Annotated in this window: 19 protein-coding genes and 1 other annotated feature; of the genes, 4 read left to right on the forward strand and 15 right to left on the reverse strand. The window is 37.9% G+C overall.

All coding sequences use genetic code 11. The annotated features are described in order from the left end of the window. Nucleotides 1-375 precede the first annotated feature (375 nt). Entirely contained in the window at nt 376-1,098 is a 723-nt protein-coding gene (locus ACH0AK_RS12070; RefSeq protein WP_010734240.1) for an HAD family hydrolase, read from the forward strand. Between the two features lie 136 nt (nt 1,099-1,234). Here the strand turns inward: ACH0AK_RS12070 and ACH0AK_RS12075 are convergent, their stop codons facing one another. From ACH0AK_RS12075 to ACH0AK_RS12090, 4 genes are all read right to left on the reverse strand, one after another. Further along, nucleotides 1,235-4,429 (reverse strand): DEAD/DEAH box helicase, encoded by a 3,195-nt coding sequence (locus tag ACH0AK_RS12075; protein ID WP_178946524.1) that lies wholly within the window; start codon nt 4,427-4,429, stop codon nt 1,235-1,237. 18 nt (nt 4,430-4,447) lie between these two features. Then, a complete protein-coding gene (locus ACH0AK_RS12080; RefSeq protein ID WP_023520421.1) occupies nt 4,448-7,579 on the reverse strand; it encodes an AAA family ATPase in 3,132 nt (1,043 codons plus the stop codon). A gap of 6 nt (nt 7,580-7,585) precedes the next feature. Beyond that, on the reverse strand, nt 7,586-8,704 hold the full coding sequence (locus ACH0AK_RS12085; protein WP_019723019.1) for an exonuclease SbcCD subunit D: 1,119 nt from the start codon (nt 8,702-8,704) through the stop codon (nt 7,586-7,588). Between the two features lie 163 nt (nt 8,705-8,867). Then, on the reverse strand, nt 8,868-9,503 hold the full coding sequence (locus ACH0AK_RS12090; RefSeq protein WP_010734236.1) for a lysophospholipid acyltransferase family protein: 636 nt from the start codon (nt 9,501-9,503) through the stop codon (nt 8,868-8,870). A gap of 131 nt (nt 9,504-9,634) precedes the next feature. Between ACH0AK_RS12090 and ACH0AK_RS12095 the strand changes: the two genes are divergently transcribed. Together ACH0AK_RS12095 and ACH0AK_RS12100 are read left to right on the forward strand one after the other, a co-directional pair. Further along, nucleotides 9,635-10,369, forward strand: coding sequence for a tRNA1(Val) (adenine(37)-N6)-methyltransferase (locus ACH0AK_RS12095; RefSeq protein ID WP_438846702.1), 735 nt, complete (start codon nt 9,635-9,637; stop codon nt 10,367-10,369). After that, complete coding sequence (locus ACH0AK_RS12100) at nt 10,359-10,646, forward strand: GIY-YIG nuclease family protein (RefSeq protein ID WP_010734234.1); 288 nt, start codon at nt 10,359-10,361, stop codon at nt 10,644-10,646. The genes ACH0AK_RS12095 and ACH0AK_RS12100 overlap by 11 nt, the downstream gene beginning before the upstream one ends. A 121-nt stretch (nt 10,647-10,767) precedes the next feature. Here ACH0AK_RS12100 and ACH0AK_RS12105 read toward each other — a convergent pair whose 3' ends face one another. From ACH0AK_RS12105 to hisS, 7 genes are all read right to left on the reverse strand, one after another. Next, nucleotides 10,768-12,699 (reverse strand): acyltransferase family protein, encoded by a 1,932-nt coding sequence (locus ACH0AK_RS12105; protein ID WP_010734233.1) that lies wholly within the window; start codon nt 12,697-12,699, stop codon nt 10,768-10,770. A gap of 394 nt (nt 12,700-13,093) precedes the next feature. Then, nucleotides 13,094-13,480: a type II toxin-antitoxin system HicB family antitoxin gene (locus ACH0AK_RS12110; RefSeq protein WP_010734232.1), complete on the reverse strand. Its 387-nt coding sequence runs from the start codon at nt 13,478-13,480 to the stop codon at nt 13,094-13,096. A gap of 34 nt (nt 13,481-13,514) precedes the next feature. Continuing rightward, nucleotides 13,515-13,703 carry a type II toxin-antitoxin system HicA family toxin gene (locus ACH0AK_RS12115; protein ID WP_010734231.1) on the reverse strand — a complete coding sequence of 63 codons (189 nt, stop codon included), beginning with the start codon at nt 13,701-13,703 and terminating at the stop codon, nt 13,515-13,517. Between the two features lie 1,525 nt (nt 13,704-15,228). Further along, nucleotides 15,229-15,375 (reverse strand): hypothetical protein, encoded by a 147-nt coding sequence (locus ACH0AK_RS12120; protein ID WP_155237725.1) that lies wholly within the window; start codon nt 15,373-15,375, stop codon nt 15,229-15,231. A gap of 249 nt (nt 15,376-15,624) precedes the next feature. Beyond that, the gene (locus tag ACH0AK_RS12125) at nt 15,625-16,500 is read right to left on the reverse strand and encodes a YitT family protein (RefSeq protein ID WP_010734230.1); all 876 of its coding nucleotides are present in this window, start codon (nt 16,498-16,500) and stop codon (nt 15,625-15,627) included. A 207-nt stretch (nt 16,501-16,707) separates the two neighbouring features. Next, the gene (gene aspS / locus ACH0AK_RS12130) at nt 16,708-18,474 is read right to left on the reverse strand and encodes an aspartate--tRNA ligase (RefSeq protein WP_499796932.1); all 1,767 of its coding nucleotides are present in this window, start codon (nt 18,472-18,474) and stop codon (nt 16,708-16,710) included. Continuing rightward, the gene (hisS, locus tag ACH0AK_RS12135) at nt 18,474-19,781 is read right to left on the reverse strand and encodes a histidine--tRNA ligase (protein ID WP_023520426.1); all 1,308 of its coding nucleotides are present in this window, start codon (nt 19,779-19,781) and stop codon (nt 18,474-18,476) included. Before hisS ends, aspS begins: the two co-directional genes overlap by 1 nt. 65 nt (nt 19,782-19,846) lie before the next feature. Next, nucleotides 19,847-20,058, reverse strand: a binding site (T-box leader). A 130-nt stretch (nt 20,059-20,188) separates the two neighbouring features. Here hisS and ACH0AK_RS12140 point away from each other — a divergent pair. Next, the gene (locus ACH0AK_RS12140; protein ID WP_137072868.1) at nt 20,189-21,139 is read left to right on the forward strand and encodes an aldo/keto reductase; all 951 of its coding nucleotides are present in this window, start codon (nt 20,189-20,191) and stop codon (nt 21,137-21,139) included. Nucleotides 21,140-21,296: 157 nt separating this feature from the next. Here ACH0AK_RS12140 and ACH0AK_RS12145 read toward each other — a convergent pair whose 3' ends face one another. The 4 genes from ACH0AK_RS12145 to dtd all read right to left on the reverse strand — a co-directional run bounded on the left by ACH0AK_RS12145 (nt 21,297) and on the right by dtd (nt 24,165). Next, nucleotides 21,297-21,569, reverse strand: coding sequence for a type II toxin-antitoxin system RelE family toxin (locus ACH0AK_RS12145; protein WP_010734226.1), 273 nt, complete (start codon nt 21,567-21,569; stop codon nt 21,297-21,299). Then, nucleotides 21,566-21,787, reverse strand: a complete 222-nt coding sequence (gene relB / locus ACH0AK_RS12150) for a type II toxin-antitoxin system RelB family antitoxin (RefSeq protein WP_010734225.1) — start codon at nt 21,785-21,787, stop codon at nt 21,566-21,568. Before relB ends, ACH0AK_RS12145 begins: the two co-directional genes overlap by 4 nt. A gap of 92 nt (nt 21,788-21,879) precedes the next feature. Then, nucleotides 21,880-23,139, reverse strand: a complete 1,260-nt coding sequence (locus ACH0AK_RS12155) for a cytochrome P450 (RefSeq protein WP_499796933.1) — start codon at nt 23,137-23,139, stop codon at nt 21,880-21,882. A 579-nt stretch (nt 23,140-23,718) separates the two neighbouring features. Beyond that, on the reverse strand, nt 23,719-24,165 hold the full coding sequence (dtd, locus tag ACH0AK_RS12160) for a D-aminoacyl-tRNA deacylase (protein WP_010734223.1): 447 nt from the start codon (nt 24,163-24,165) through the stop codon (nt 23,719-23,721). Nucleotides 24,166-24,169 lie beyond the last annotated feature (4 nt).

The following is a 24,169-nucleotide window of genomic DNA, read 5'->3' on the forward strand; positions in this document are numbered from 1 at the left end:
TAACGCCACTATAAAATTGAAGTAGCAGATGCGTTCAACGGAAAAGTTAAAACCTACTAGCCAGCTTGCTAGTTAACGTTATTTTATATTTTGCTAATTTTATTTTTTCTGTATTAAAAAAACAAGTTATCTTTTGTTTTATTTATTTTTACTATTATAATCCATTTGACAAAGCGGAAAATAGATTTGTTGATTTCTTTATAATAAAATTAATTATTTTTAGTTAAAAAAACTAAAATACACAAACCTTATTCTGTCAACTAATAAGAAATATAGTAATAAAAACCTTTAAATCTCAACGTTTTTATCACCTTTTTTTTGATACAATAAGCGAGGATTTGTGAAAAGATAGAATATTGAAAGGCGTGTAATAATTTGATTAAATCAGTTGTATTTGATGTTGACGATACAATGTATGATCAGCAACAACCATTTAAGAATTCAGTTCAAAGCGTGGTACCTCAAGTAGCAGAAGAAGATATGCATGGATTATATATCCGTTTCCGCCATCACAGCGATGAGAATTTCCCAAAAGTCATGGCTGGAGAATGGACACTTGATTATATGCGTGCACACCGCATTAGTCAGTCCTTGATCGATCTAGGTTATTCACCTATCTCTGATGAAAAATGCTTAGTTTTCCAAGAAGTCTACGAAGAGGAACTAGCAAATATCTCTCTTCATCCTGAAGTAAAAAAAACACTTGATTTTCTTAAAGAAAAAAATATTCCATTAGGGATCATCACCAATGGACCAACTGATCATCAAACAAAAAAATTAAATCAACTTCAATTAACAAATTGGATTCCTGCTGATTGTATGCTAGTTTCTCAAGCAACTGGCTTTCAAAAACCAGAAAAGGAAATCTTCCAATTAGCCGAGAAAACTTTCAATATGTCACCTAATGAAACACTATACGTTGGCGATAATTACGAAAACGATGTGTTAGGTGCTAAGAGTGCCAATTGGCAGACGTTATGGTTCAATCACCGCAAACGTTCCATCAACGAGCGTCCAGTGTGTGATGTAGAGATCAACGAGTTCGATCAACTGCTATCCGCTATAAAAACTGCTGTAGGAGAAGCTCAGCTTGTCTGATCAAATAAGCATCTGCGAATAAATAAACAAGAAAAACCAAGGAAGATCACTGCGCAGATTTGCGTGGCTATCTTCCTTGGCTTATTTACTGTTTCCTGTATAAGAGAGTAATTACTCAATAAATGATCTTTACGTTTTATTCGTCATTTTCACCAATACTTAGAATCAAACGAATATCGTCTTCTGTTAGTTTCGTCAATTGTTCTTCGTTTCCTTGGATTACTTTTTGGAACAATTCTCGTTTTTCTTGCTGTAAGGAATCCATTCGCTCTTCGATTGTTCCTTCAGCAATCATTCGCCATACTTCAACAACATTTTTTTGTCCAATACGATGGGCTCTTCCAGCAGCTTGTTCTTCGATCGCTGGGTTCCACCATAAATCATAAAGGATGACTGTATCTGCGCCAGTTAGATTTAACCCAGTCCCTCCTGCTTTAAGTGAAATAAGAAAGACATCTTTTTCACCCGCGTTGAAAGCATCGACCATGGTTAAACGATCTTGTGCCTTTGTACTTCCTCGTAAATAAAAGGTACTTAGCCCTAATTCAGCTAATTCCTCTTGAAGGATCGTCAGCATACCCGTAAATTGGGAGAACAACAAGACACGACGGTTATTTTCTTTTGCAGCTAGTAATAAATCTTTTACTTGTTCTAACTTACCTGATCCACCTTGGTAGTCTTCTACAAACAAGCGAGGATCACAACAAATTTGACGTAAACGTGTCAGTCCTGCCAAGATGCCGATCCGATTCTTTTTGAACGACTCTGAATCCATAGCTGATACTTCTTCACGCATTTGTCTTAAATAAGCAAGGTACACTGTTTTTTGTTCTTCCGTCAACGCAGAATAAAGATTCATTTCAGTTTTTTCTGGTAAATCTTTGAGAACTGTTTGCTTATCTCGTCTTAAAACAAAAGGTCGGATCATTTGCGCGATTTCATCTGTCGTCAATTCTCTAAAACGTGTCCGATTCGGAAAGAATCCCGGCATGATTGTAGCAAATAGTGACCATAGTTCTTCAAGGCTATTTTCGATTGGTGTCCCACTTAAAGCAAAGCGCTGTGGAATATGCAACTCTCGTAAAGCTTGAGCAGTCTTTGTGCTGCTATTTTTCACCATTTGCGCTTCATCTAAGACTAAATAATTAATCGTCGATGATTGATATTCAGAAAGATCCTGACGTAAGCTCGCATAAGAAGTAACACGAATATCTACTTTTTCAGCTAACAAAGTTTCTCGCTCTTTCTTATTGCCATTGATCACTTGGACACTCAATGAGGGTGCAAACTTTTTCACTTCGGCTTGCCAGTTATAGATCAAACTCGCCGGTGCTACGATCAAGGCGTCCAACGCACCTTTTTCTTCTTTCTCCGAAAGCAGAAAAGCAATAGTCTGCAACGTTTTCCCTAGACCCATTTCATCAGCTAAAATGCCACCAAATTGATAATGACCTAACATTTTCAACCATTGGAAGCCTTGCTTCTGATAGTCTCTAAGCTCTGCTTGCAAATTCTTTGGTAAAGTGGCTTTGTAATTCGTAGGATCGATCAAGTCTTGAGTCATTTGTTGGAAAGAATCGCCAAAACTAGCATTACTTCCTGTAAATTGTTCTTTGATCATCAATCCTTGATTTTTTGGCACTTGGATAACGCCATCGTCTGAACGGATCGTATCTCTGAATTGTTGTAGGATTTTGCTTGTTTGTTGGAATTCTTCTGAATCAAACGATAATACCTGTCCACTTTCTAAGGTATAAAATGAATCATTTCTTAACAAACTCTGCAAAACATTGTCGATTTCATGCTCGTTGATTCCTGTCACATCAAAGCGGATATCTAGCCATGATCCTGTTTCTTCTACTTCGATCTGTGGTTGGTGTTTTTGTGCATCTAGATATAATTCCCGTAATTTTTTTCCTATACGGACTTCTCCAAATTGACGAAAAACAGCTAATTCTGTCCGGAAAAACTGATACAAAGCTTCACCTTCAGGTAATGGACGTTCGTAGCCCGTTTTATTTTTCCGGTAACGGTACATACGAAACAAATCAAGGACCCGCTGTTCTTGCGCCGTATCTCTCAATATTTCGGTAGTTTGCTCAGCAAGCGTTTCATGTCGTTCATCTGTGGAGAACACAACATCTCCATATACAAAATCGATCCTTGCTTGAATTTGCCCTTTCATTTTTTTAAAAACAAAGACAAACTCTACTGGAATATCTGCGACTTCTGCTGTCACTTCATCATCAATAGCAACGGTTCCTATCTGATCTAAAAGCGGTAAAATTTCTTTAAATAAAGAAGACAATTCTTTTTTATGAAAGGCAACTTCTGGCTCTTCAAAACGTTTCATCAGTTGTTTCCAAGTCAAATAGATCGTCTGTTGCTGTTTAGTCAAATGATAGATAGTACCTTGTCTGATCCCCCACTGATAGTGAGACAAGAACAAATCAAAGTCACTTACGGCAGTCAATTGATACTGTGTTTCTCTCTTCTTGACTTGAAAACTTAGCGGTTTCGTATCATCTGAAAACTGGATGCCATGATAAGTTTGATCATTGATCTGTAGTTTCAAACGTGTCGATTGATTCATACGCTCTAACAAAGATTTCGATTGATCGATTGGCAAAAGTAAGTAACGCTTGTCTAATTTCCCTTTTACCAAGACACCGTTTGCGCCTAATAATGTTTGTGTCTGTGCAATACCTGCGAATAGCTCCATTAGTTGTTGATCTTCTTGTTGGAAAACTCGGTGCTCTAAACGGAATTGATACTGTTTATTGACCGTATAGTTTTCTTCTTCTGTATACGCCTGTAGAAATTCATAAATATTTTTTACGATGTATGTCTTCTTAGGTGTTTCTAGAAAGCCCACACGTAGATAAACCGCCAAAATAGAAAGTTCTGGATGGTATTGATTGGTTTCGATCTGTTCGACATGATAATCGATCACTAAGGGTTGCAAGGATTTAGTAGAAGTCTTCCCTTTTAATCGGGCAAATCCTTTTGTCAATAGTTCTCCTTCACTGGTCTTTTTCGTTGGTTCGATCATTTTTTGATCTTTCTGCATGATACGAGAAAGTTGTTTCGATCGTAAATAAAGTTCTACTGCAACAGTGTGCTTGCAATAATGATGTTCTTCCCAGTATGGGCATTGACAGTAGTCGATTTCTTTTGCTGTACCATCTAAATCAACTAAATACAGCTCGCTACCTAAAACCTCTGCATGCCACACATTATCTTCTTGATCTGGGACAACCGATAACACACGGTCTTCTTGCAAATATTGACGCCCTCTTGCAATGACTTTTTCCGGAATACTCCATTTCATTGTTATCAATCTCCCTTCTTAACCAAAATGGTAGTGTATTTCACTCTGTCCACTACCTTTTGTATCAATTCGTATTTGTTGCAAGACACGTTCTTTCAACTCACGTACATGGCTGATGATCCCGATCATCCTGCCTTCGCTTTCAACTGTTTCTAATGCTTCCATCGCCATTTCCAAGGCTTCTTCATCCAGTGAACCAAACCCTTCGTCAATAAACAATGCTTCGATCGTGATTCCACCAGCTTGCGCTTGAATCACTTCTGCCAAGGCTAAAGCTAATGATAATGCAGCAATAAAGCTTTCGCCTCCGGATAAAGTATGCGATCCTCTGGTCGTTCCTGCTTCATCATCGTACACGTTGATCTCCAGGCCAGTCTTTCCGCGGTAGCTACCAACTTCTTCATCTAATTCAAACTGATAGCGGCTTTTTGTCAATCGTATCAGATGTTCATTAGCGACTTGCAAGACTTCTTGTAAATAAACTTGCAAGACATAACGTTCAATACTTGTTTTTTTAGGATTTTCGCCATTCATTGTCTGTGATAATTGTTGCAACTGGATCAATTCATCTAGTTGTTCCTGACTATTTTGATAACTTGTAGTAAATTCCATGATCACTTTCTGATTGGTTTTATACTCTTGTTGTAAGTGATAGATCAATTGTTGTTGCTCTTCAATGTGTTGTTTGATTTTTTCGATTCGTTCACTCAACACTGTCAAATCTTGGGATTTTTCATCATAAGTGACATGTGCCAATTGTTCTAAGCGAGTGGAAAGAACCAACTGTTTCGTTTGATAATCCTTGATCGTTGTTTTTCTATTTTCGTATGTGACTGTTTCTTTTAACAACGCTGCTATTGCTTCTTGCGAAGAAAAATCAGTGTGTTGCTCTAAGAAACTAGAGATTTTCCGTTGTTCTTTTTCATATTGAGCAATTGTCTTTTCGATTTGTTCAGTCAACGCTTCGATTTTAGTCGTCAAAACAGCTGATTCTTGCTGGAGTTTCTCACCTTGGGCCATTTGCTCTTCCAATTCTTGCTTGCTCTTGCTCGACTGTTCGGCTAATTGATCAGCTTCTTTTACTAAAGTATCAAGGTCTTCTGCTCCTAATTGTTGACTCAATCCTGCCATCTCACCTTGGAGTCGTTGGATTTTTTCATTATGGAGCATTTGTTGAGCTTTGATCTGTTCACTTTGTTCTTTGTTGCTGGCTAGTTCTTCCATGACCCTTACTTGTGCTTCTTCTGCTTTTTTGATTTCCTTTAAACGAGCATTGAGGGTTTTCTCTATTTCCGCCAACCCTTGAACAATATCTTCTTGGACATCTATTTGGAAGGTGGCTTTTAACTCTGTGTTCAAATAAATTGCTTGTTGATCCAACTGTTGACTCATTTCCACTTGTTGCTGGCTTAAACGAGCAAGCTGTTGGTTGATTTCTTCGATTTCTGCTTCTTTTCGACCAATTTCTTGATGCGTTTTTTCGATCGATTGTTCTGCTTGGACCATTTTTTCTTCAAGCACAGCTAAGTTTTCCTGCACTGATTCACGATTATCCGGTGTCAATGGATGCTCCGTTGCACCACATACTGGGCAAGGTTCACCAGGTATCAATAGGGTTTGTAAATAAGTAATTTGTTGCTTTGCCCAGTCGCTTTTACATTGATTGAACTCGTGTGTTTGTTGTTCAAGTAATCGTTGTTTTTCTACCAATTGCTCTGTTGTTTGTTCAAAGTACTGATGATTTTTTACTAGTTCTTTGTCAAGGTGATCAAGGTGTTGCTGTTGTTCACAGTAACGTTCCCCTTCTAAACGTAAACGTTCATAAACCAACTGTTTTTCTTGTAGTTCCCCTTGGGTTGCTAAAACGGTTTGACTCGTTTGTTGTCTTTCTTGAAGGATCAATTGCTGATCTGCCAGTTGTTGGATTTCTTGCTGTAACTCACTGACTTTTTTTTCCATTACGGAAAGTTCCGATTGTTTTTCTCTGAAAGTATCGGCCACTGGGATCAATCGTTGCTTTTCTTGGAGCGTTTGACTCATTTTTGCTATTTTTTGTTCGAGATTTTCTCGTACGTCCGCCTGTTCTTGCCATTTCTGTAAATCACTTGTCACCTTATTGCACGCAATAATTAGTTGCTGTTTCTCACTTTCCTGTGTGGTAAGTGATTCTTGATATTCTTGGCTACGTTCAAGCGGTGTGCGCAATTGCTGAGCAACTTCATAATGGGAAATCCATCTTTGGTGCTCCTCGATCACTTGTTGTTGCTCATTGAGCACTTGTTGTTCTGCTAATAATTGTTGCTTTTCTTCATAAGCAAATTTTTGATTTTTCCCGTGGTAGTAATCCGTCTCGCTGATTTTTTGTTCTTCTTTCAGTTGCTCTAATACTTCTTGCTCTGAGGCGAGCCTTGTTGAAACTTGATCTTGATACTCTTTCCACTCATTGATCACTGTCTCAAAAGATTGTAGACCAGCCGGTTGCTTCTCCTCATAGGAACTAAATTGCCTTTGCAATAAGACTAATTCTTGCTCTAAATGATCCAGTTCTTTTTGCTTGTTCTTGGCTTTTTCTTTCAATTGTTCGGTGAATCGTTGAAAGAATTGTGTGCCGAATAAGTTACGTAAAACTGTTTCTTTTTCACTACTAGAGGAAATCAAGAAATTCCGAAATTCTCCTTGCGGCAGTAAGACGATCTGTGAAAATTGTTTCGCATCTAAATTCAATAGTTCTTTGATTTCTTGATCGACTTCACTACGTTTTGTTAATTGTCGAATTTCTTTTCCTTTTTCATCAAAGATCGTTAAACTGACTTTTGCCGCCTGTTTTCTCATGCCCTCACCCTTGCGTTTAGCTAACAATTGTTCAGGCTTACGTTCGACTTCATAACGCAACTGTTGATGTTCAAACGAAAAAAAGACACTCGTTTCGTCTTCTGGTGTCGCAAATAATGACCGCATCTCTTTGCCAGACCGCAACCTTCCAGATGTTTCTCCAAAAAGCGCATAAGTCATGCCATCAAAAATCGTTGTTTTGCCAGCCCCTGTTTTTCCTGTAATCAAAAACAAGGCCGCTTGGGTCAATTTTGAGAAATCAATCGTTTCATCAATAAATGGGCCAAAATTTTTCAATCGTAACGTCTGTGGTTTCATACTTGATCATTCCGTTTCTGTGAGTTCTTGCAACGTTTCTTCTAACCAGCTCATTTGTTGTTCTGTCATCGGTTCATCCACCATTTCGGTAAAGAATGTTTCCGCGAGTTTCTTTGGTTGCTTGATTTCAAGTGTCTGTCGTTTGCTTGTGGAACGATGCCGTCCATTGACACGTTCGACACCAAGTATTCGAGGATAGATTGCTCGTAGTTGGTTCATCATGTTAGGAATAACTGCGCGATCTTTTAAATAAATCTGCAAATAATTTTCTCGGTTGATCGTATGGTAAAAACTTGGGTCTAATAATTCTTTAAAACTAGCAGTTACTTCAGCGATATCATACAAAGGTGTGATTTCTTGAAAATCCAACACCAAGGTGTCAGTTAGATCAACGATCCAAACACCTTTTTTCTGATTGATCTCTGAAAGTGAGAATTTAAGTGGCGAACCACTGTATCTAGCATTTTCTTGTTGCAAGGCTGCTTGATTATGAAGATGTCCTAAAGCGACATAATCAAATGGCTCCAATAAACTACCTGGAATCGCATCTAGTCCGCCCACTTCGATTTTTGTTTCTGAATCTGATTTCTTACTACCCGTCACAAAAAAGTGGCTGACCAGCACCTGTTTTTTTTCAGGATCAAAAGCGAGTTGCATCTGGTCAACTACTTTTTCCATTGCTTGTTGGACCGTGCGGATCGTATCATCTTCAAAATAACTTCTAGCAGAGATTGGTTCAAAATAAGGCAATAAGAAAAATTGAGTATTTTGATAGTCGATAGGTTGGAAAGCTTCAGCAAATCGGGTGTGTAAAAAGAATTTTGTTTGGCTGAACCATTCAGTTCCAGCAGATAATCGAACACTGCTATCATGGTTTCCTGAGATAGCGAAAATCGGGAATTTTTCGTTCAGGTTCCAGTCGATCATCAATCGATTGAATATCTCTACGGCTTCTACGGCCGGAATACTTCGATCATAGAGATCACCTGCAATAACGATCGCATCCACTTTTTCCTTTTTCGCAATCGTTAAAATCTCAGATAGTACATGTTCTTGCTCTTTAAGTAAATCGTAGCCCTGCAATTTTTTCCCTATATGCCAATCAGCTGTATGTAAAAAACGCATCTCATCACCTCAAAAAAATATCCTTCTTACTATTATAACACTTCCATCAAGGACATGACAGCTAGAATCAATTACAAAAAGGGGATTTTATAACAAAAAAAGCGATAAAGAAGCGGTGTCTTAGACAATCCGTTTCTTTTATCGCTCATCGAATAAAGAACAATTATTCTGTTTCATTCTTTTTTATGATCTCATATTTAAAATCAGGATTTACTTCCTTGTCTAGTTTATCAAATGCGGCTTGTGTGCGTCGCTCGATTTCTGCCATTCCTTCCTTGTCAGTTTTTTTGATATCTGACAAGTCGATCGGTTCACCAAAGCGAACAATCACTCGTTTGCGTTTGAATAGATCACCTAACGTGAGAGGTCCTTGATACACAGCTGGAACGATTTTTACTTTGGCCATTTTGGCAATTAACGCCATTCCACCTTTCAACTCAGTCGCATGTCTTGTCCCACTTGGAAACATGATCAATCCTAGATCGGTTGATTTTAGAATCTTGACAGGTGTCTTGATCACACTTGGTCCCGGATTGTCTCTTTTGACTGGAAAAGCATTCGAGCGTGTTAAGATAAATCGTAAAACAGGGTTTTTGAACAATTCTTCTTTCGCCATAAAACTAAACGATTTAGGTGATGCAGCAACAGCGAGATACAACGGGTCCCACCAAGTGCGGTGTGGTGCAACAAGTATGTAATTCTCGTCTTTTGGTAAGACTTCTTTATTTTCATAACGGGCATTGCCATTGATGACAGCTAAAATCACTTTAACGAGCCCGCGCATAAATCGATAGAACATATCCTCTTCCTTTCTTTACTTCTCGTTCCTATAGTATGCCTAAAAAAGACCGATTTGACAAGTTCTCTTGGTTCTTTTGAACAAAAATAGTATACTACATACGATTAGTTTTTTCATTTGGAGGGAATTAGATGCTTCACGAACATGAACGTATTGACCAATTATATGCAAAAGATATTAAGATTATCCAAAGTTCCCAAGTTTTTTCCTTTTCTTTAGATGCTGTATTGCTTGCTCATTTTGCTCGTGCGCCAAAAACCGGTCAAATCGTTGACCTTTGTTCAGGGAATGGTGCTGTCGGACTATTTTTAAGCAAACAAACACAGGCAAAGATCGATGCAATCGAACTACAGCCACGCTTAGCTGACATGGCTCGACGGAGCATTTCCTTGAATCATTTAGAACAACAAGTGACCGTGCATACGATTGACTTAAAAGAAAGTTTATCGGTTGTCAGACACAACTCTTGTGACTTAGTCGTCTGTAACCCCCCTTACTTTAAAGGCTTACCTACAAACAAAAAAAATCCAAATGAGCATCTAGCAATTGCCCGACATGAGATCCATACAACGTTGGAAGAAGTGATCCAAATCTCCGGCAAGTTATTAAAAACAAATGGTCGCTTAGCTCTTGTACATCGCCCAGAACGTTTCTTAGAGATTTTGACCCTTATGCAAACCTATCAGATTGCACCGAAACGTGTTCAGTTTGTTTATCCTAAAGTAGGCAAAGAAGCAAATATTTTATTGATTGAAGGAATCAAGCAAGGAAAAGCCGATGGTTTCAAAGTGTCTCCACCTTTGTTCACCTACGATACGCAAGGTGAGTATACCCCTGAACTCCGTGAGATGCTTTATGGAGAATAACCATTACTTTTATGTGTTGCACTGCCAAGATAATACGTTCTATGGAGGATATACCACCGATTTGGCTCGTCGTTTACAAGAACATAATAATGGCACAGGTGCGAAATACACACGTTTGCAAAAAAGACGTCCTGTAAAAATGATCCATGCAGAAGGATACGCTACAAGAAGTGAAGCCACAAAAGCCGAAGCCGCGTTCAAAAAACAAACACGTCGGCAAAAAGAAACCTATTTGAAGACACACCCTTCTCTTTCTTTACCTGATCAAACGGAGTAAAAAAATTTTAGAGAAAAAGAATGCCTCAACGAAAGATCGGAGAACGATTTTCGTTGAGGCACTTTTTTATAAGAGTTATCCTACTGCTCAGGTCAAAACATTGCTGTCACAACCCCAGTTTTTATTCACTTACTTGAGTACTATCAGATAGAGTGTCGCTCGTACTAGTCGAAGCAGTCTCACTCGTTTTACTTGTCTCTGATTCTTTTGTTCCACCTAATAGTGCTTCACTGACTAGATGGATATAATTCAACATACCATCTGGATTTGGATGGACTTGATCGTCATAGAACCATTCACTGTGACCGTTACTATAACCGTACCAATCAATCACTGTCATGTTATCATATTTCTTTTCCATTTCTGTGAGCATGGCGTTGACTTCATTTTGCCAGCGCTTCGTTGGTACGCGAACATTGACCCAGTAAACTTTGCGATCCCCGATCGCGTTCATCAAGCTATCAAATTGCGCCTCAGAAAAAGAGCCATTTGTTCCTAACCCAATTAATACCGTATCTTTCAATAGATCCCTATTTTTCAATTCTTCGATATAAGGAAGGCTTGTGTAGAGTTGACGACCGACATCGCCATCTACGACTACTTGCGGATATAGTTCTTTTAAATCTGCCGCAGCATCTAACATGACTGAATCACCAAATGCAGTCAGCTCTAGTTGTTGGGCTTTTTCCCCTTGCGCTTTGGTCAAATCATATTTATCCAAAATCGCTTGGTCAATAGGTGCTACATTATTGCCTTGATTATTCTGACTTTTTTCAGCTAGTTTTTTACTTTCAGCAATATTCTTTTGTAATTGCTCTTGGTCCGCTGTCACAGCATTTTTAGGTGCAGTGACGAACCCGACTAAGGCAATCGCTACGACTAAGGTTCCAGGGACCACCCATGGCTTTTTCCAACTGAAAATAGGTTTGGTGAACCAGCCTTTGACGACGCGAAACGTTTGGCTATAATCAAAGCGTGCCAATGGACGTTCGATAAAGCGGTACGACAGTTCACTGATCAATAAAATCAATGTGATTTCAATGACCGTGTGTAACAACACATGATCAGCGATACCTGATACTTTCGCTTCGTAAAAAATCATTACCGGAAATTGGTACAAGTAGATCCCATAACTTCGTTTACCGATCCAACTAAAGACCGGATTCGTCAACCAGCGATTCAAGCTCGCACCGGGATGCGCTGTGACTGCCACAAGAACCATACATAAAAGACTGACTAAAAAGAACCCGCCATAATAGATAAAGCTCAAATGGTCATCTAAGAAAAAGAAAAAGAGGATCAAAATGATCAACGAACTAAAACCCGCTAAATTCAATACTTTCTTTGCTTGTTTAGGGATATTTTTCTTCAATCGCGTACTTGGCCAAACAAAAGCCAATGCACTCCCCATCCAAATCGAGAACAAGCGAGTATCTGTCCCATAATACACACGGGTAGGATCGCCATTTGGCGAGTACAACACCATCATCAAAATCGCTGAAGCAATGGCTGTGCCCATAATGACATAAAAAATATTTTTTTTCTTACGGACAAATACCATGAGTAATACAAAAATGATCGGCCAGATCAGATAGTTCTGCGCCTCTACTGCTAAGGACCAAATATGGGTAAATGGCGACTCATTTGCAAAACGATCAAAATAGGATAATCCATTATTGATCTGCCACCAGTTATTGACATAGAATAAACTGCTGAGTACAACGCCCCGAAGATTATTCAACAATCCTCGCTGGAATAGCGTAATATATGCTGATGCAGTAATAAGCAAGAAAACGAGCCCAGGATACAGTCGTTTCATTCGCCGAACGTAAAATTGCCAAATATTGATTTTTCCATTTTGTTCCCACTCTTGTCGTAAGAGATCGGTAATAAGATAACCTGAAACGACAAAAAATATCGGAACTCCGAGGTAACCACCCTTCATACTTGTTGGCAACAAGTGGTATAAAATAACCCCGATGACCGCTAATGAACGAATCCCATCGAAGCCCGTGATATACCGGCTATTTTTTAATCTTTTTTGTTTTTCCATTCAATATTCCAACTTTTCATAAACTTTTTTCATTCGTAATATACGTGCATTACCAAAAAATAGCAAGCAAAAACTTCATAAAAGTTGCCACTTTATACTATAATCCCATAGTTCATCAAAAAAGAACACATTTTTAAGTAACTTTAACAAAATTTCAAATATAACAAGTTGGCTAATTGTTGCTTGGATAGGGTTTCATTATTTTCTATTATTTTTCGTTGATGGGCGAGAAATAATTGAATGATATCTACTCTTAACAAGGATAAACATCTATACTCCTTGGTTGCAAGCACTCTGTCACTCCTTTTCTATGATCACTTTAATAACTCATTCCTAATTATTACAAAAAAACATCACCTGTCCTTTAGCAGACAGATGATCGTTCTCTTTCGTATCATATATTTAATTTTTGAACCAAAGCTTCAGACATTGTTTTTGAAAAATTTATCCCTTCATTTGTTGCGCGCACATTTAACCAATGAGGAATTTTTATTGTCTTTTTATCTAGTTGGACATCTTTTAAGTAATCATTTAGATCCACAGAAATCAAAGTAGCAAATTCACGCTCAGAATCAATCGAAAGATCATTGATATTAGTTGGCTTTGGCAAAGGTTTATTATTCTCAACTAAATCACCGAGCATGATCCCTAAAGCATCCGATGCAACTTCTAACCCCTCGATAATATCTTTTGATTGTGTCACTGCTCCTTCGATATCAGGAAAATAAATTCCATATCCAACAGGATCCTTTTCAAAAATAGCTGGATAAACTTTTTTCATTCATCTCCCCTTCTTTCGTAACAGCACAGCGGGCTTAAATGCCCACTGCTTTTCGAACAGAATCTTCTACTCTTCTAGATAACTCTTTTGAATGGCTAGTAAGGATAACAGGTCTAGGATGATCCTTTTTAGTGAATTTCCTATGTGAGCCCTTCCCACCTTTCACTTCAACAAAGCCAGCATCTTTCAGTAGCTTTTCTGCTTCTCTGATTGTCATGGGCATTGCACATACCTCTTGACTATTATATAATAATACGTACTGGGCGTACTGTAAAGTTGCAAACTATAGCTTCAACGAAAATAAAAATTCTCTTAAATTATTTTTAAAGTGAGCACATCCTATTATGTAATACTAGTCAATATCTATAATTTCAACTTGTTATTTCCCATGTCGTCTTCTTCAAAGTTACGAAAAACGCCAGAAATTTTTTTAATAATAATTCTTATGACATTCTGCATTCCTAATCGCAGCACACGAATAAAAATACTTTGTGTTTAATTGTATATTTAAAATAAGTGGGGTGGGAGAATCAGCAATGTTAAAATGAAAAATAAACTAGATTGCATAGTAGTTTGTTTATGCACTATTCATATTAGCAGATCGAATCACATTTTTTTGGTTTCCAATTAATATGAAAGGCTAGTTATTCATTGAAATTAATATTATTTATGATATAATTTAGCTACAAAGAAGAATTCTCATAGCTATAATCAAAAACCACTAGCGTGCAGGCTAGTGGTTTTCTTTTACGTTTCTATACGAATTAACGGGTAGGCTTACTGTCTTTTTTGGCAATTTTACAATCAAGCCATTGACAGAAGTAGTGTGCAGCTACCTCTGCTATGATTGCAAAAGTAAAATCAAGAAGAAACTTCATAGCTATAACCTCCTCCCCTTGCCAGAATAGGCCGGGGTAGCAGACAGCACAATTATTATACCATAACTGAAAATACAAATTTTAGTGTTGCCACTGATAGTTTTAGTGTCATTATTCTACAAGTGGCTACCGAAGTAAGAGAAAAAAACTACACTTTTTAACTTTTTTCAAAATAAGTGTTGCCATTTCAATTTTATGAACTCCAGGTTGTAGCATTTCCTCTGAAAATCCATCCCTTTCAAATGTAGTACCGGCTTTTGATTAAAAGGCTAGAGAAATTAATTCGAAGATATCCTCTTTAATGATTTGATCAATTTCCAAGTATTTAATAAGTATCTCTCCTTGTTTTGGAGGTTCGTTCGCCGGCTTCAAGACAATTCAATTGCACAGACAGATTGCTAACGGAACTGTCGTTAGATGCGCCGATTCTATTATTATGTGTTGAGACAAAAACAGGAATACGTTTAGAAATATCTTGTAGGACAGTATTTATTCTGTTGTTTAAAAACATATTATCAAAAGAAGACTCAGGCTCATCAATAAGAAGTAGATCCTATTTGAGTGAATCTTCTATTTTTCTGTGAAAATTATATTCTGCTCGTTGCTCCCCAGAAACGGGATTCAGCTCTTTGTTTAATATGTCAATTTGCATTTTAACAAAGTATTTTACAAAGTCAGCATGCTCTAAAATATCTTTATTTTTTAAGCTTGTAGGTAGTCAAATGGTTGATCATAAAATTTAAAGACTTCAATAAAGGAAGTTCGCTTTTTGATTTTCTAATTGTAAAATCGTAAACTTCGGTTTCGTTCAATATCTTATCTTTTTGTAGTTCTTTGGTTATGTTATTGCACTCATTTATCATTTTTGTATCAATCAATTATTGTCACTTGTTTTAAGATATCTTCTTGCATATGTTTAGCAACCAAGCTAGGAGGAATTTTTTCTAACCCGTCTTGAACAGGTACATAGTCAAGGAAATTACCAATCGTCGTTAGGCCTACATCATCACTAGCCAATTCTACTAATCCAATTTGAATTGCATTGTGGCTATCTAAGATCAGGTAAGTGCTTCATATGATCATACTTCATAAATCTTATGAAAGAAGACGCCTTTTGTCTGTTGAAATATCGATAGCATAAATGATTATTTTCAATTCCTTAATCGCAACAATCATTTCTGGTATTCTAGCGACAAGAAGATCAAAAAAACACAGCGATAACCATTCAGTTATCCACTGTGTTTTATCTAACTAGTTTACTAAAATCTAAATCCCATCTTCATAAAAACGTCCGAGAATTTGAACATTTTCCGCAATACTGACAAATGCTTGCGGGTCAGAAGATTTCATTGCTTCACGTAACAAAGGAAGCTCATAGCGAGTAACGATCGTCATTAAGACTGTTTGTTTATCGTGCTTGTACGCACCTTCTGCTTCATTGATGATCGTGATCCCACGACGCATACATTTTTGGATGGCTTCGATCACTGCTTCAGGATGTTTAGTCACGATCATGACTTGCATCTTTTTTTGTTTCGTATAGACGACATCCGTCACTTTACCACTCACAAAAATCGACAAAGCACTATAAAACATATACTGCCAGCCGAAGAGCAAGCCCGCTACGAAAACAATCAGTGCATTGAAATAAATGGAAATCGAACCGATGGATCGACCTGTTTTTTTACGGATCGTAATACTCACGATATCTAATCCGCCAGAAGACAAACCATTTTTTAATGCTAAACCAATACCAACCCCATTGACGGCACCACCGAATATCGCACAAATGATCGGATCAGTCGAAAGAATCGTTTGTGGCAAAAGATGGATACTAAGCGAGGTTAATGTCACAGTGATAAATGTAAAAATCGTAAATTTCTTTCCAAGTTTAAACCAAGCTAAAAAAAATAACGGGATATTCAATAAATATAATGTGGTTGAAACAGGGATTTCAAAACCAATCACTGATTTAGAAAGGGTCGTTAAGATTTGTGCAAGACCGGTTATCCCACTTGAATAGATGTTTCCTGGTTGATAAAAAAAGTTCAATGCAACTGAAGCAATCAGAGCATAGACGATCGACACCGAAAGTTTGGTCGTATAATCATGATACGCCCAATTTTCGAAAGTTTTTTTCATGAAAAAAGCCTCGCTTTATCTGGTATGCCCTTATTATATGATCTTTTAGAATATAATCAAGAGACTTCTTTGAAAAAAAGATTGGAAATTCCAATATAAGAGAAAAAAAGGTTGCTCCAGTGTCACTAGCACGAATCAATCGCGACTTATCAGTGACTCCTTCACAACCTTGGTATTCCTATGAAAATAACTTCTCTTTCTTATTTGTTATTCAACATCTGTAACATCGATGTTCAATTCAAATAATTGAAGATCAGAAACAGTACTTGGCGCATCACTCATGACATCAGCTGCTTTACCATTTTTAGGGAAAGCAATCACTTCACGAATGTTTTCTTCACCTGCAAGCAACATCACAAAGCGATCAAGTCCCAAGGCAATTCCTCCATGTGGTGGGAAGCCATAGTCTAATGCACTTAATAAGAAACCAAATTGCTCTTCCATTTCTTCTTCAGAAAAGCCTAGTGTTTTTAATACTTTTTCTTGTAATTCTCTTGTATGGATACGTAACGATCCCCCACCTAATTCATAGCCGTTCAAGACGATGTCATACGCTTCTGCGTAGACTTTTGCCGGATCAGTTTCCAATAACTCGACATCGGATGCTTTAGGCATCGTAAACGGATGATGCGCGGAAACATAGCGGCCTTCTTCTGCTGAATATTCAAATTGTGGCCATTCTGTCACCCATAAGAAATTGAATTTTGATTCGTCGATCAAGTCTAATTCTTTTCCTAAGCGAGAACGAATCGCTCCAAGAGTGGCTGCAACGATTTCTTCTTTGTCTGCACCAAACAATAAAATATCTCCAACTTCAGCGTTTGTTGCTTGGATCAATGCTTCAGATGCCTCGCCCATAAATTTCGCAATAGGCCCTTTCAAGCCATCTTCTTCTACTTTTAACCAAGCTAGTCCTTTTGCGCCAAACTGAGTGGCATATTGTCCAAGATTATCTAAATCTTTACGTGAATACTTGCTTGCTGCATTTTTCGCATTCAGCGCTTTGACCACTCCGCCATTTTCAAGTGCCATTTGGAAGACTTTAAATTCAACGTCTTTCACAACCGTGCTCAAGTCGATCAATTCCATGTCAAAACGTGTATCAGGTTTGTCACTTCCATAACGGCTCATTGCTTCATCATATGACATACGAGGGAATGGTAAAGTGACTTCGATACCACGCACCTCTTTCATCACTTTAGCAATCAATCCTTCTGTATAGGTTTGGATTTCTTCAGCGGTCAAGAAAGTCGTTTCAATATCGACTTGTGTAAATTCTGGTTGACGGTCGCCACGTAAATCTTCATCACGGAAACAACGAACGATTTGATAGTAACGATCAAATCCAGCATTCATCAATAATTGTTTGAACAACTGTGGTGACTGTGGTAAAGCATAGAAATGCCCTGCATGGATACGAGAAGGTACTAAGTAATCTCTCGCGCCTTCTGGTGTTGATTTGCCCAAATAAGGTGTTTCAATATCCAAGAAATCATGGTCATCCAAGTACTGACGGATTGCTTTCGTTGTGTCGTTGCGCAATTTGATATTGTTCGTCATTTTTGGACGACGTAAATCAAGATAACGATACTTCAAACGAATCTCATCACTGATCGTTTGTTCATCCTCAATCAAGAAAGGTGGTGTTTTGGCTTGATTCAAGATAATGATTTCATCCGCGATGATCTCAAATTCACCCGTTGCCATTTTAGGATTGATTGCCAATTCATCCCGATTTTTTACTGTACCTGTCACTTCAATGACATATTCACTACGGCATTTATCTGCGATTTCCCATGCTTCTTTATTGATTTCTGGATTAAAGACAAGTTGAACGATCCCTTCACGATCACGTAAATCGATAAAGATCACACCACCTAAGTCACGTCTTTTTTGTACCCAACCTTTTAATGTAACTGTTTGTCCTAACTGCTTTTCTGAAACCAGTCCACAGTAAACTGTTCGTTGTGCCATCATTTTTCCTCCTGTTCAGTAGATAATGTCATTTCATCATAGACTTTATCAAAGTGTTCATAAATATCTTCTAGTGCAAAGCTTTTCTCTGTACGATTAGCCATTGATTTGACGTTGATCGTTTGATTTGCTAGTTCATCCGCACCAATCACCAAGACCAACTTCGCATCGGCTTTGTCTGCTGTCTTAAATTGTGCTTTGGCTTTACGTCCCATAAAATCACGATCTGCGGAAAAACCAAAATCACGGATTGCTTGAACGATTTTCAACGCTTCGATATTTGTTTCTTCGCCTAGTGCCACCACATAGGCATCTAATGTATTCATTACAGGGACAGCTACTTCTTCTGCCTCCATCGTTAATAAAATACGTTCGATCCCCATCGCAAAACCAAATCCTGGTGTCGCTGGTCCGCCTAGTTCTTCGACCAAGTTGTCATAACGGCCACCCGCACAAATCGTTGCTTGTGCGCCCATTTTAGGTGCGTCACTCATCACTTCAAAAATCGTATGCGTATAATAATCTAACCCACGAACCATATTGCTGTCGATTTCATAAGGTACATCTAACGCATCCAACATGGCAATCACTGTATCAAAATGTGCTTTTGCTGTTTCACTTAAATAATCTAAGATTGAAGGCGCTTCTGCTACGAATTTTTGATCACGTTTGTCTTTACTATCCAATACACGCAATGGATTTTCATGTAAACGACGTTGTGAATCTTCGCTTAATTCTGCTTCAAACGGTACAAGGTAATCGATCAACGCTTGACGATACGCTTGTCGCGTTTCTTGATCGCCTAAAGAGTTGATCACTAAACGGATTTGACTGATTCCTAATTGTTTGAAGAAGTCTAATGCCATCACCATGCTTTCAACATCCGTCGCAGGATTGTCTGAGCCAAATGCTTCGACACCGATTTGATGGAATTGACGTAAACGACCTTTTTGCGGGCGCTCATAACGAAACATTGGTCCCATATAAAATGTTTTGTAAGGTTTTGTATATTCTGGTCCAAATAATTTATTCTCAACAAATGAACGAACGATTGGTGCAGTTCCTTCTGGACGAAGCGTAACATGACGCTCGCCTTTGTCATAAAAATCATACATTTCTTTTGAAACGATATCAGTCGTATCCCCTACACTACGAGCAATCACTTCATAATGCTCAAAAATCGGCGTGCGGATCTCATTATATTGATAATCTTTAAATAATAAACGGGCAGTTTCTTCAACAAATTGCCATTTTTCAGATTCTCCAGGTAAAATATCATTTGTTCCTTTTGGTCTTTGGAAGCTCATCTTTTTCTCTCCTTTTCTTCACGCTATGTAATCAATGCAAACAAAAAACACCCTTGTTCGCCATGAACAAGGGTGAATGATTATTTCATACACGGTACCACCTATATTTGAAAGATTGCTCTTTCCTCTCACGATTAACGCTCGTTTACGGGACGGCTTTGCACGCGTCCATCTCCAGAGTGTCTTTCAGAAACTACTTGTTTTAGATCGCTCTCAGCCACGACGATCCTCTCTTATAAAGCATTTAGTTACTTACTCGCTCTTTCATCGATATTTAGATATTAATTATAACCTACTAAAAACACAGCGCAAAGTCAAGTAGATTCTTATTGATTTCTTTTTCAAAGTCATTTTGATTTAGCTTTTTTTCTTTTTGATTTAGACTAAATAAAAAAGGAGGTAAAAAAATGTCAGAAGTAAAAATTGGTCATTCTCAAGTATATGCCGAAGCAATCGGCTTAGGTGCAAATGCCGTCGGAGGGCACAATCTTTTTTCAGGATTAGCGGATGAAACTGGAAAAGGAGTCGTCAGAGCTGCCTTAGATAATGGCTTGAACCTTATTGATACTGCTTATATTTATGGCGAAGGTCGTTCGGAACAATTGATTGGAGAAGTCTTGCAAGAACCGGCTTATGATCGTTCCCGTATTATTATTGCCACCAAAGCAGCACATCTTCCAGATCAACCGAAAAAATTTGATAACTCTCCTGAATTTTTGAAGAAATCAGTCGATGAAGCGTTAGAACGTCTGCAAACAGATTATATCGATATTTTTTATATCCATTTTCCAGATGAAGCAACACCTAAAAATGAAGCAGTTGCCGCTTTACACGAACTAAAAGAAGCAGGGAAGATCCGTGCTATCGGTGTGTCTAATTTCACTTTAGAGCAATTGAAAGAAGCCAACCAAGACGGCTATGTCGATATCGTACAAGATCAATTCAGTTTGATCCATCGCACAGCGGAAAAAGAATTATTCCCTTACCTCGAAGCTAACGAGATTGGTTTTGTGCCTTATTTCCCACTTGCTTCAGGTTTATTGACTGGCAAGTATGATCTAGAAAGTCCAAAACATTTTTCTGAAGATGATCCTAGAAAGAACAAACCAAACTTTCAAGGTGAACGATATGAACAAATCATCACAGCGGTCGATCAACTCAAACCGCTTGCTGAAAAGTACCAAGCAACTACTGCTCAATTAGTCTTAGCTTGGTATATCGCGCACCCGCGGATTTCATTTGTCATTCCTGGCGCAAAGAAACCCGAACAAGTCGCAGACAATGCCAAAGCTTTGGATATTCATTTATCTTTAGAAGATGCCCAAACAATCGATCAGTTATTCCGAGAGTTTAAATAATACTCAAAAACAGCCACATCAAGAAAATGATGTAGCTGTTTTTTTATAAATGATACAGTAAGCCTCGACTATTTGAATAGGGCTAAAATTGGTTGAAAGAAGTTAATTTTTGGTTGAATAACTTCCATTCAAATTAATCAAATCTATACATAAAACACTATTTATAGATGTCATTTCGATGACCAATTTGTACGATCAAAATCGTTATCACTTCATCATCTATATCTGCAATGATCCGATAATTCCCCACTCTATAACGCCATTCGCCACTCCTATTCGCTACTAACCCTTTACCATATTGTCTGGGGTTATCTGTATTGATAAGATTTTTTTCTATCCATGATAGTATCAAAGAAGCTTGAAATTTATCCATTTTTTTCAATGCTTTTTGTGCACCTTTTTCATAACGGACAAGATATTGCTTCCTCATAATCCTAGTTCTCTTTTCATTTCTTCATGCGAGATACTTTCATCAAGACTCTTATGATCTTTCATCGCTTTATTATAGATATCCATATCAATCTGATCTTCTAGCGTTTCTAATAAAGTTGTCCTTGCCAATTCTGAAACGGTCATTCCATTCAAATCAGCCATTGCTAACATAAATGCTTTTTCTTCGTCTGATACACGAAACGTAATATTACTCATACCTTGACACCTCCTGTATACATTTGTATTACATATCTATATCGTAATACAAATGTATACAACTGTCAATAAAATACTGTATTGCCCCCACGTTACTCTTTATATAACAATCCTCGACTATTTGGATAAGTCGGAAATTGATTGAATGGAATCGTCCAGTCTTGTTCTGGCACAGAAAAGGTAAAACGATTCACTAATTGATCGGAAAAAACGCGTAAACTATGCAACGTGATCCATTCACCTGCGCATCGGTGCATTTTTCGGAAGTCACCGCCACCTTGTGCAATCATCTCATACTCTTCTTCATAAGAGATTTTTTTCGTTTTACCAATATACCGTTTGATCAAAAATGCCTCTGGTGAATCCACTGTCCGTTCATCATGATTTGTTCCATACAAATCTAAGATCACCCAACTGTCTTTAGGGATGCGATAGCCATCTACTTCTACATCTTGCAAAGCAAAGGCGGGTAACATTGGGAAAAATGGGTAATACCGACGCATCTCCTGAATAAAAGGATCTTGCAGTTCCTTAAAATCGTTTTTTAGTTGTTGATAGAGATCTGGTCGGCTGAAAAGAGCATGCCCCATCAACGCCGCCCATACGGTCAATGCCACGGTCGGCCGAATGATATTCAATAATTCTACCGACGCAATATCCAAAGGCAAAAGATTACCTTTAAGGTCAGTCGCATTCGCAAAAGCATAAAGCGCTACATTTTCTTTTCCGGCTACTGGATTTTCTCGTGCTTCTTCCAACAACTCTTGTGCCCATTTTTCTGATTTTTTCCGATTTTCTACACCTTTAAAATGATCGAGTGGCGAAGTGACTGTCCCACTGATCATAGAGATCTGATAATCTGCCAGTTGGTTGATCTCTTCTTCTGAATAATCCGCTAAGTTGATTCCTGACCATTCACAGATGGCGGTAAAAAGTACTTTTTTACTCAGGTCAAATAACTCAAAAGTACCATGTTGTTGTTCCAATTCATGTGCCAATACTCGATCCAATATTTGATGATAGTCATCCATTCGCTCTGGTGTCATCAAATCCATAAAAATTGCTTTACGGTGATGATGCTCCGCGCCATCTAAAGACTGCACACCGTCCTTTCCAAATAATGTTTTTTGGACCATTTTAGGCATTGCGCCTTCTCGTTTGAAATTTCTTGGATCATAAAAATGTTTCGCTGCCTCTTCTCCATAGATGATCACAGCTTCCTTATTGAATATCTTTGCTTTCACAACAGGTGATTGGGCTTCTTCTCTTAGCTTTCCAAGCATTTTGTAGCCCTCTTTATAGTATTTTTTGATTTCGGTCATTTTGATATCGACCACGGGAATTTCTTGCATATTTTTTGCTCCTCCTAATAAATAACTTTAGATATTATTAGGATACTCCTTGTACAATAAAACTGACAAAAGAAGTGTTTGAGACAAAGCCATACCATTTATTTCTCTTGAGCTGCCTAACCTCGAATAAAAGGCTTCCTCATCACTAATAAGATTTCATTATAACGTTCTGTGACTCTGTCATTCGCCTCATTCCTTCGTCTAGCTTTGTAGTCAACTCGTGAAATGCCTCTTTGAACCGCACGTCTTTTCTAGCATGTTTGTAAAAAGACAAAACATAGACATCATAAAATAAATTATAGCTTCTAAAGGAATATTTTACTTGCAACTAAAAGATATAATGGCATTCTAAAGTAGTGAAAGGGGCTTCTTTGATCAATTTTTTGTCTGGTATTGCCCAGTAATCAAAGCCATTATCATAGCGGTGGGAAAGTATCTCGTCTATCGTTGTCTGATTTCTCTCATCTCAGTAATACTAACGAACAAAAAATAAAAATGGCTGCCAAAATGAGGGAGAATAAAAAAAGTCTGATTTTGAGAAACTTCATCAAAATCAGACTGATCTTTTTTATTCATTTATCATTTATTTTGAGAATCAATAATGATCGTCACTGGGCCATCATTCACAAGAGAAACCGCCATATCTGCACCAAATTCTCCTGTTTCAACTGTGATTCCTCGTTGTCTTAGCCCTTCGTTAAATGCTTCATATAAAGGAATCGCTGTTTCCGGACGTGCTGCTGCGATAAAACTTGGTCGATTGCCTTTTTTTGTGTCTGCAAAAAGAGTGAATTGAGAAATACTCAACAGCGCTCCTTTGACATCTTCAATACTTAAATTCATTTTTCCTTGTTCATCTTCAAAGATACGCATCTGGGCAATTTTTTTGATCAAATAATCGACGTCTTTTTGCGTATCTGTATCATGAACACCTAGCAAAATCAACAAGCCATGATCGATACGCCCCACTTCTCGTTCGTTGATCGACACAGCTGCTTGACTCACTCGTTGGATCACTGCGCGCAAGGTA

This window comes from Enterococcus pernyi, from assembly GCF_045371165.1.
Lineage (GTDB): Bacteria > Bacillota > Bacilli > Lactobacillales > Enterococcaceae > Enterococcus_B > Enterococcus_B pernyi.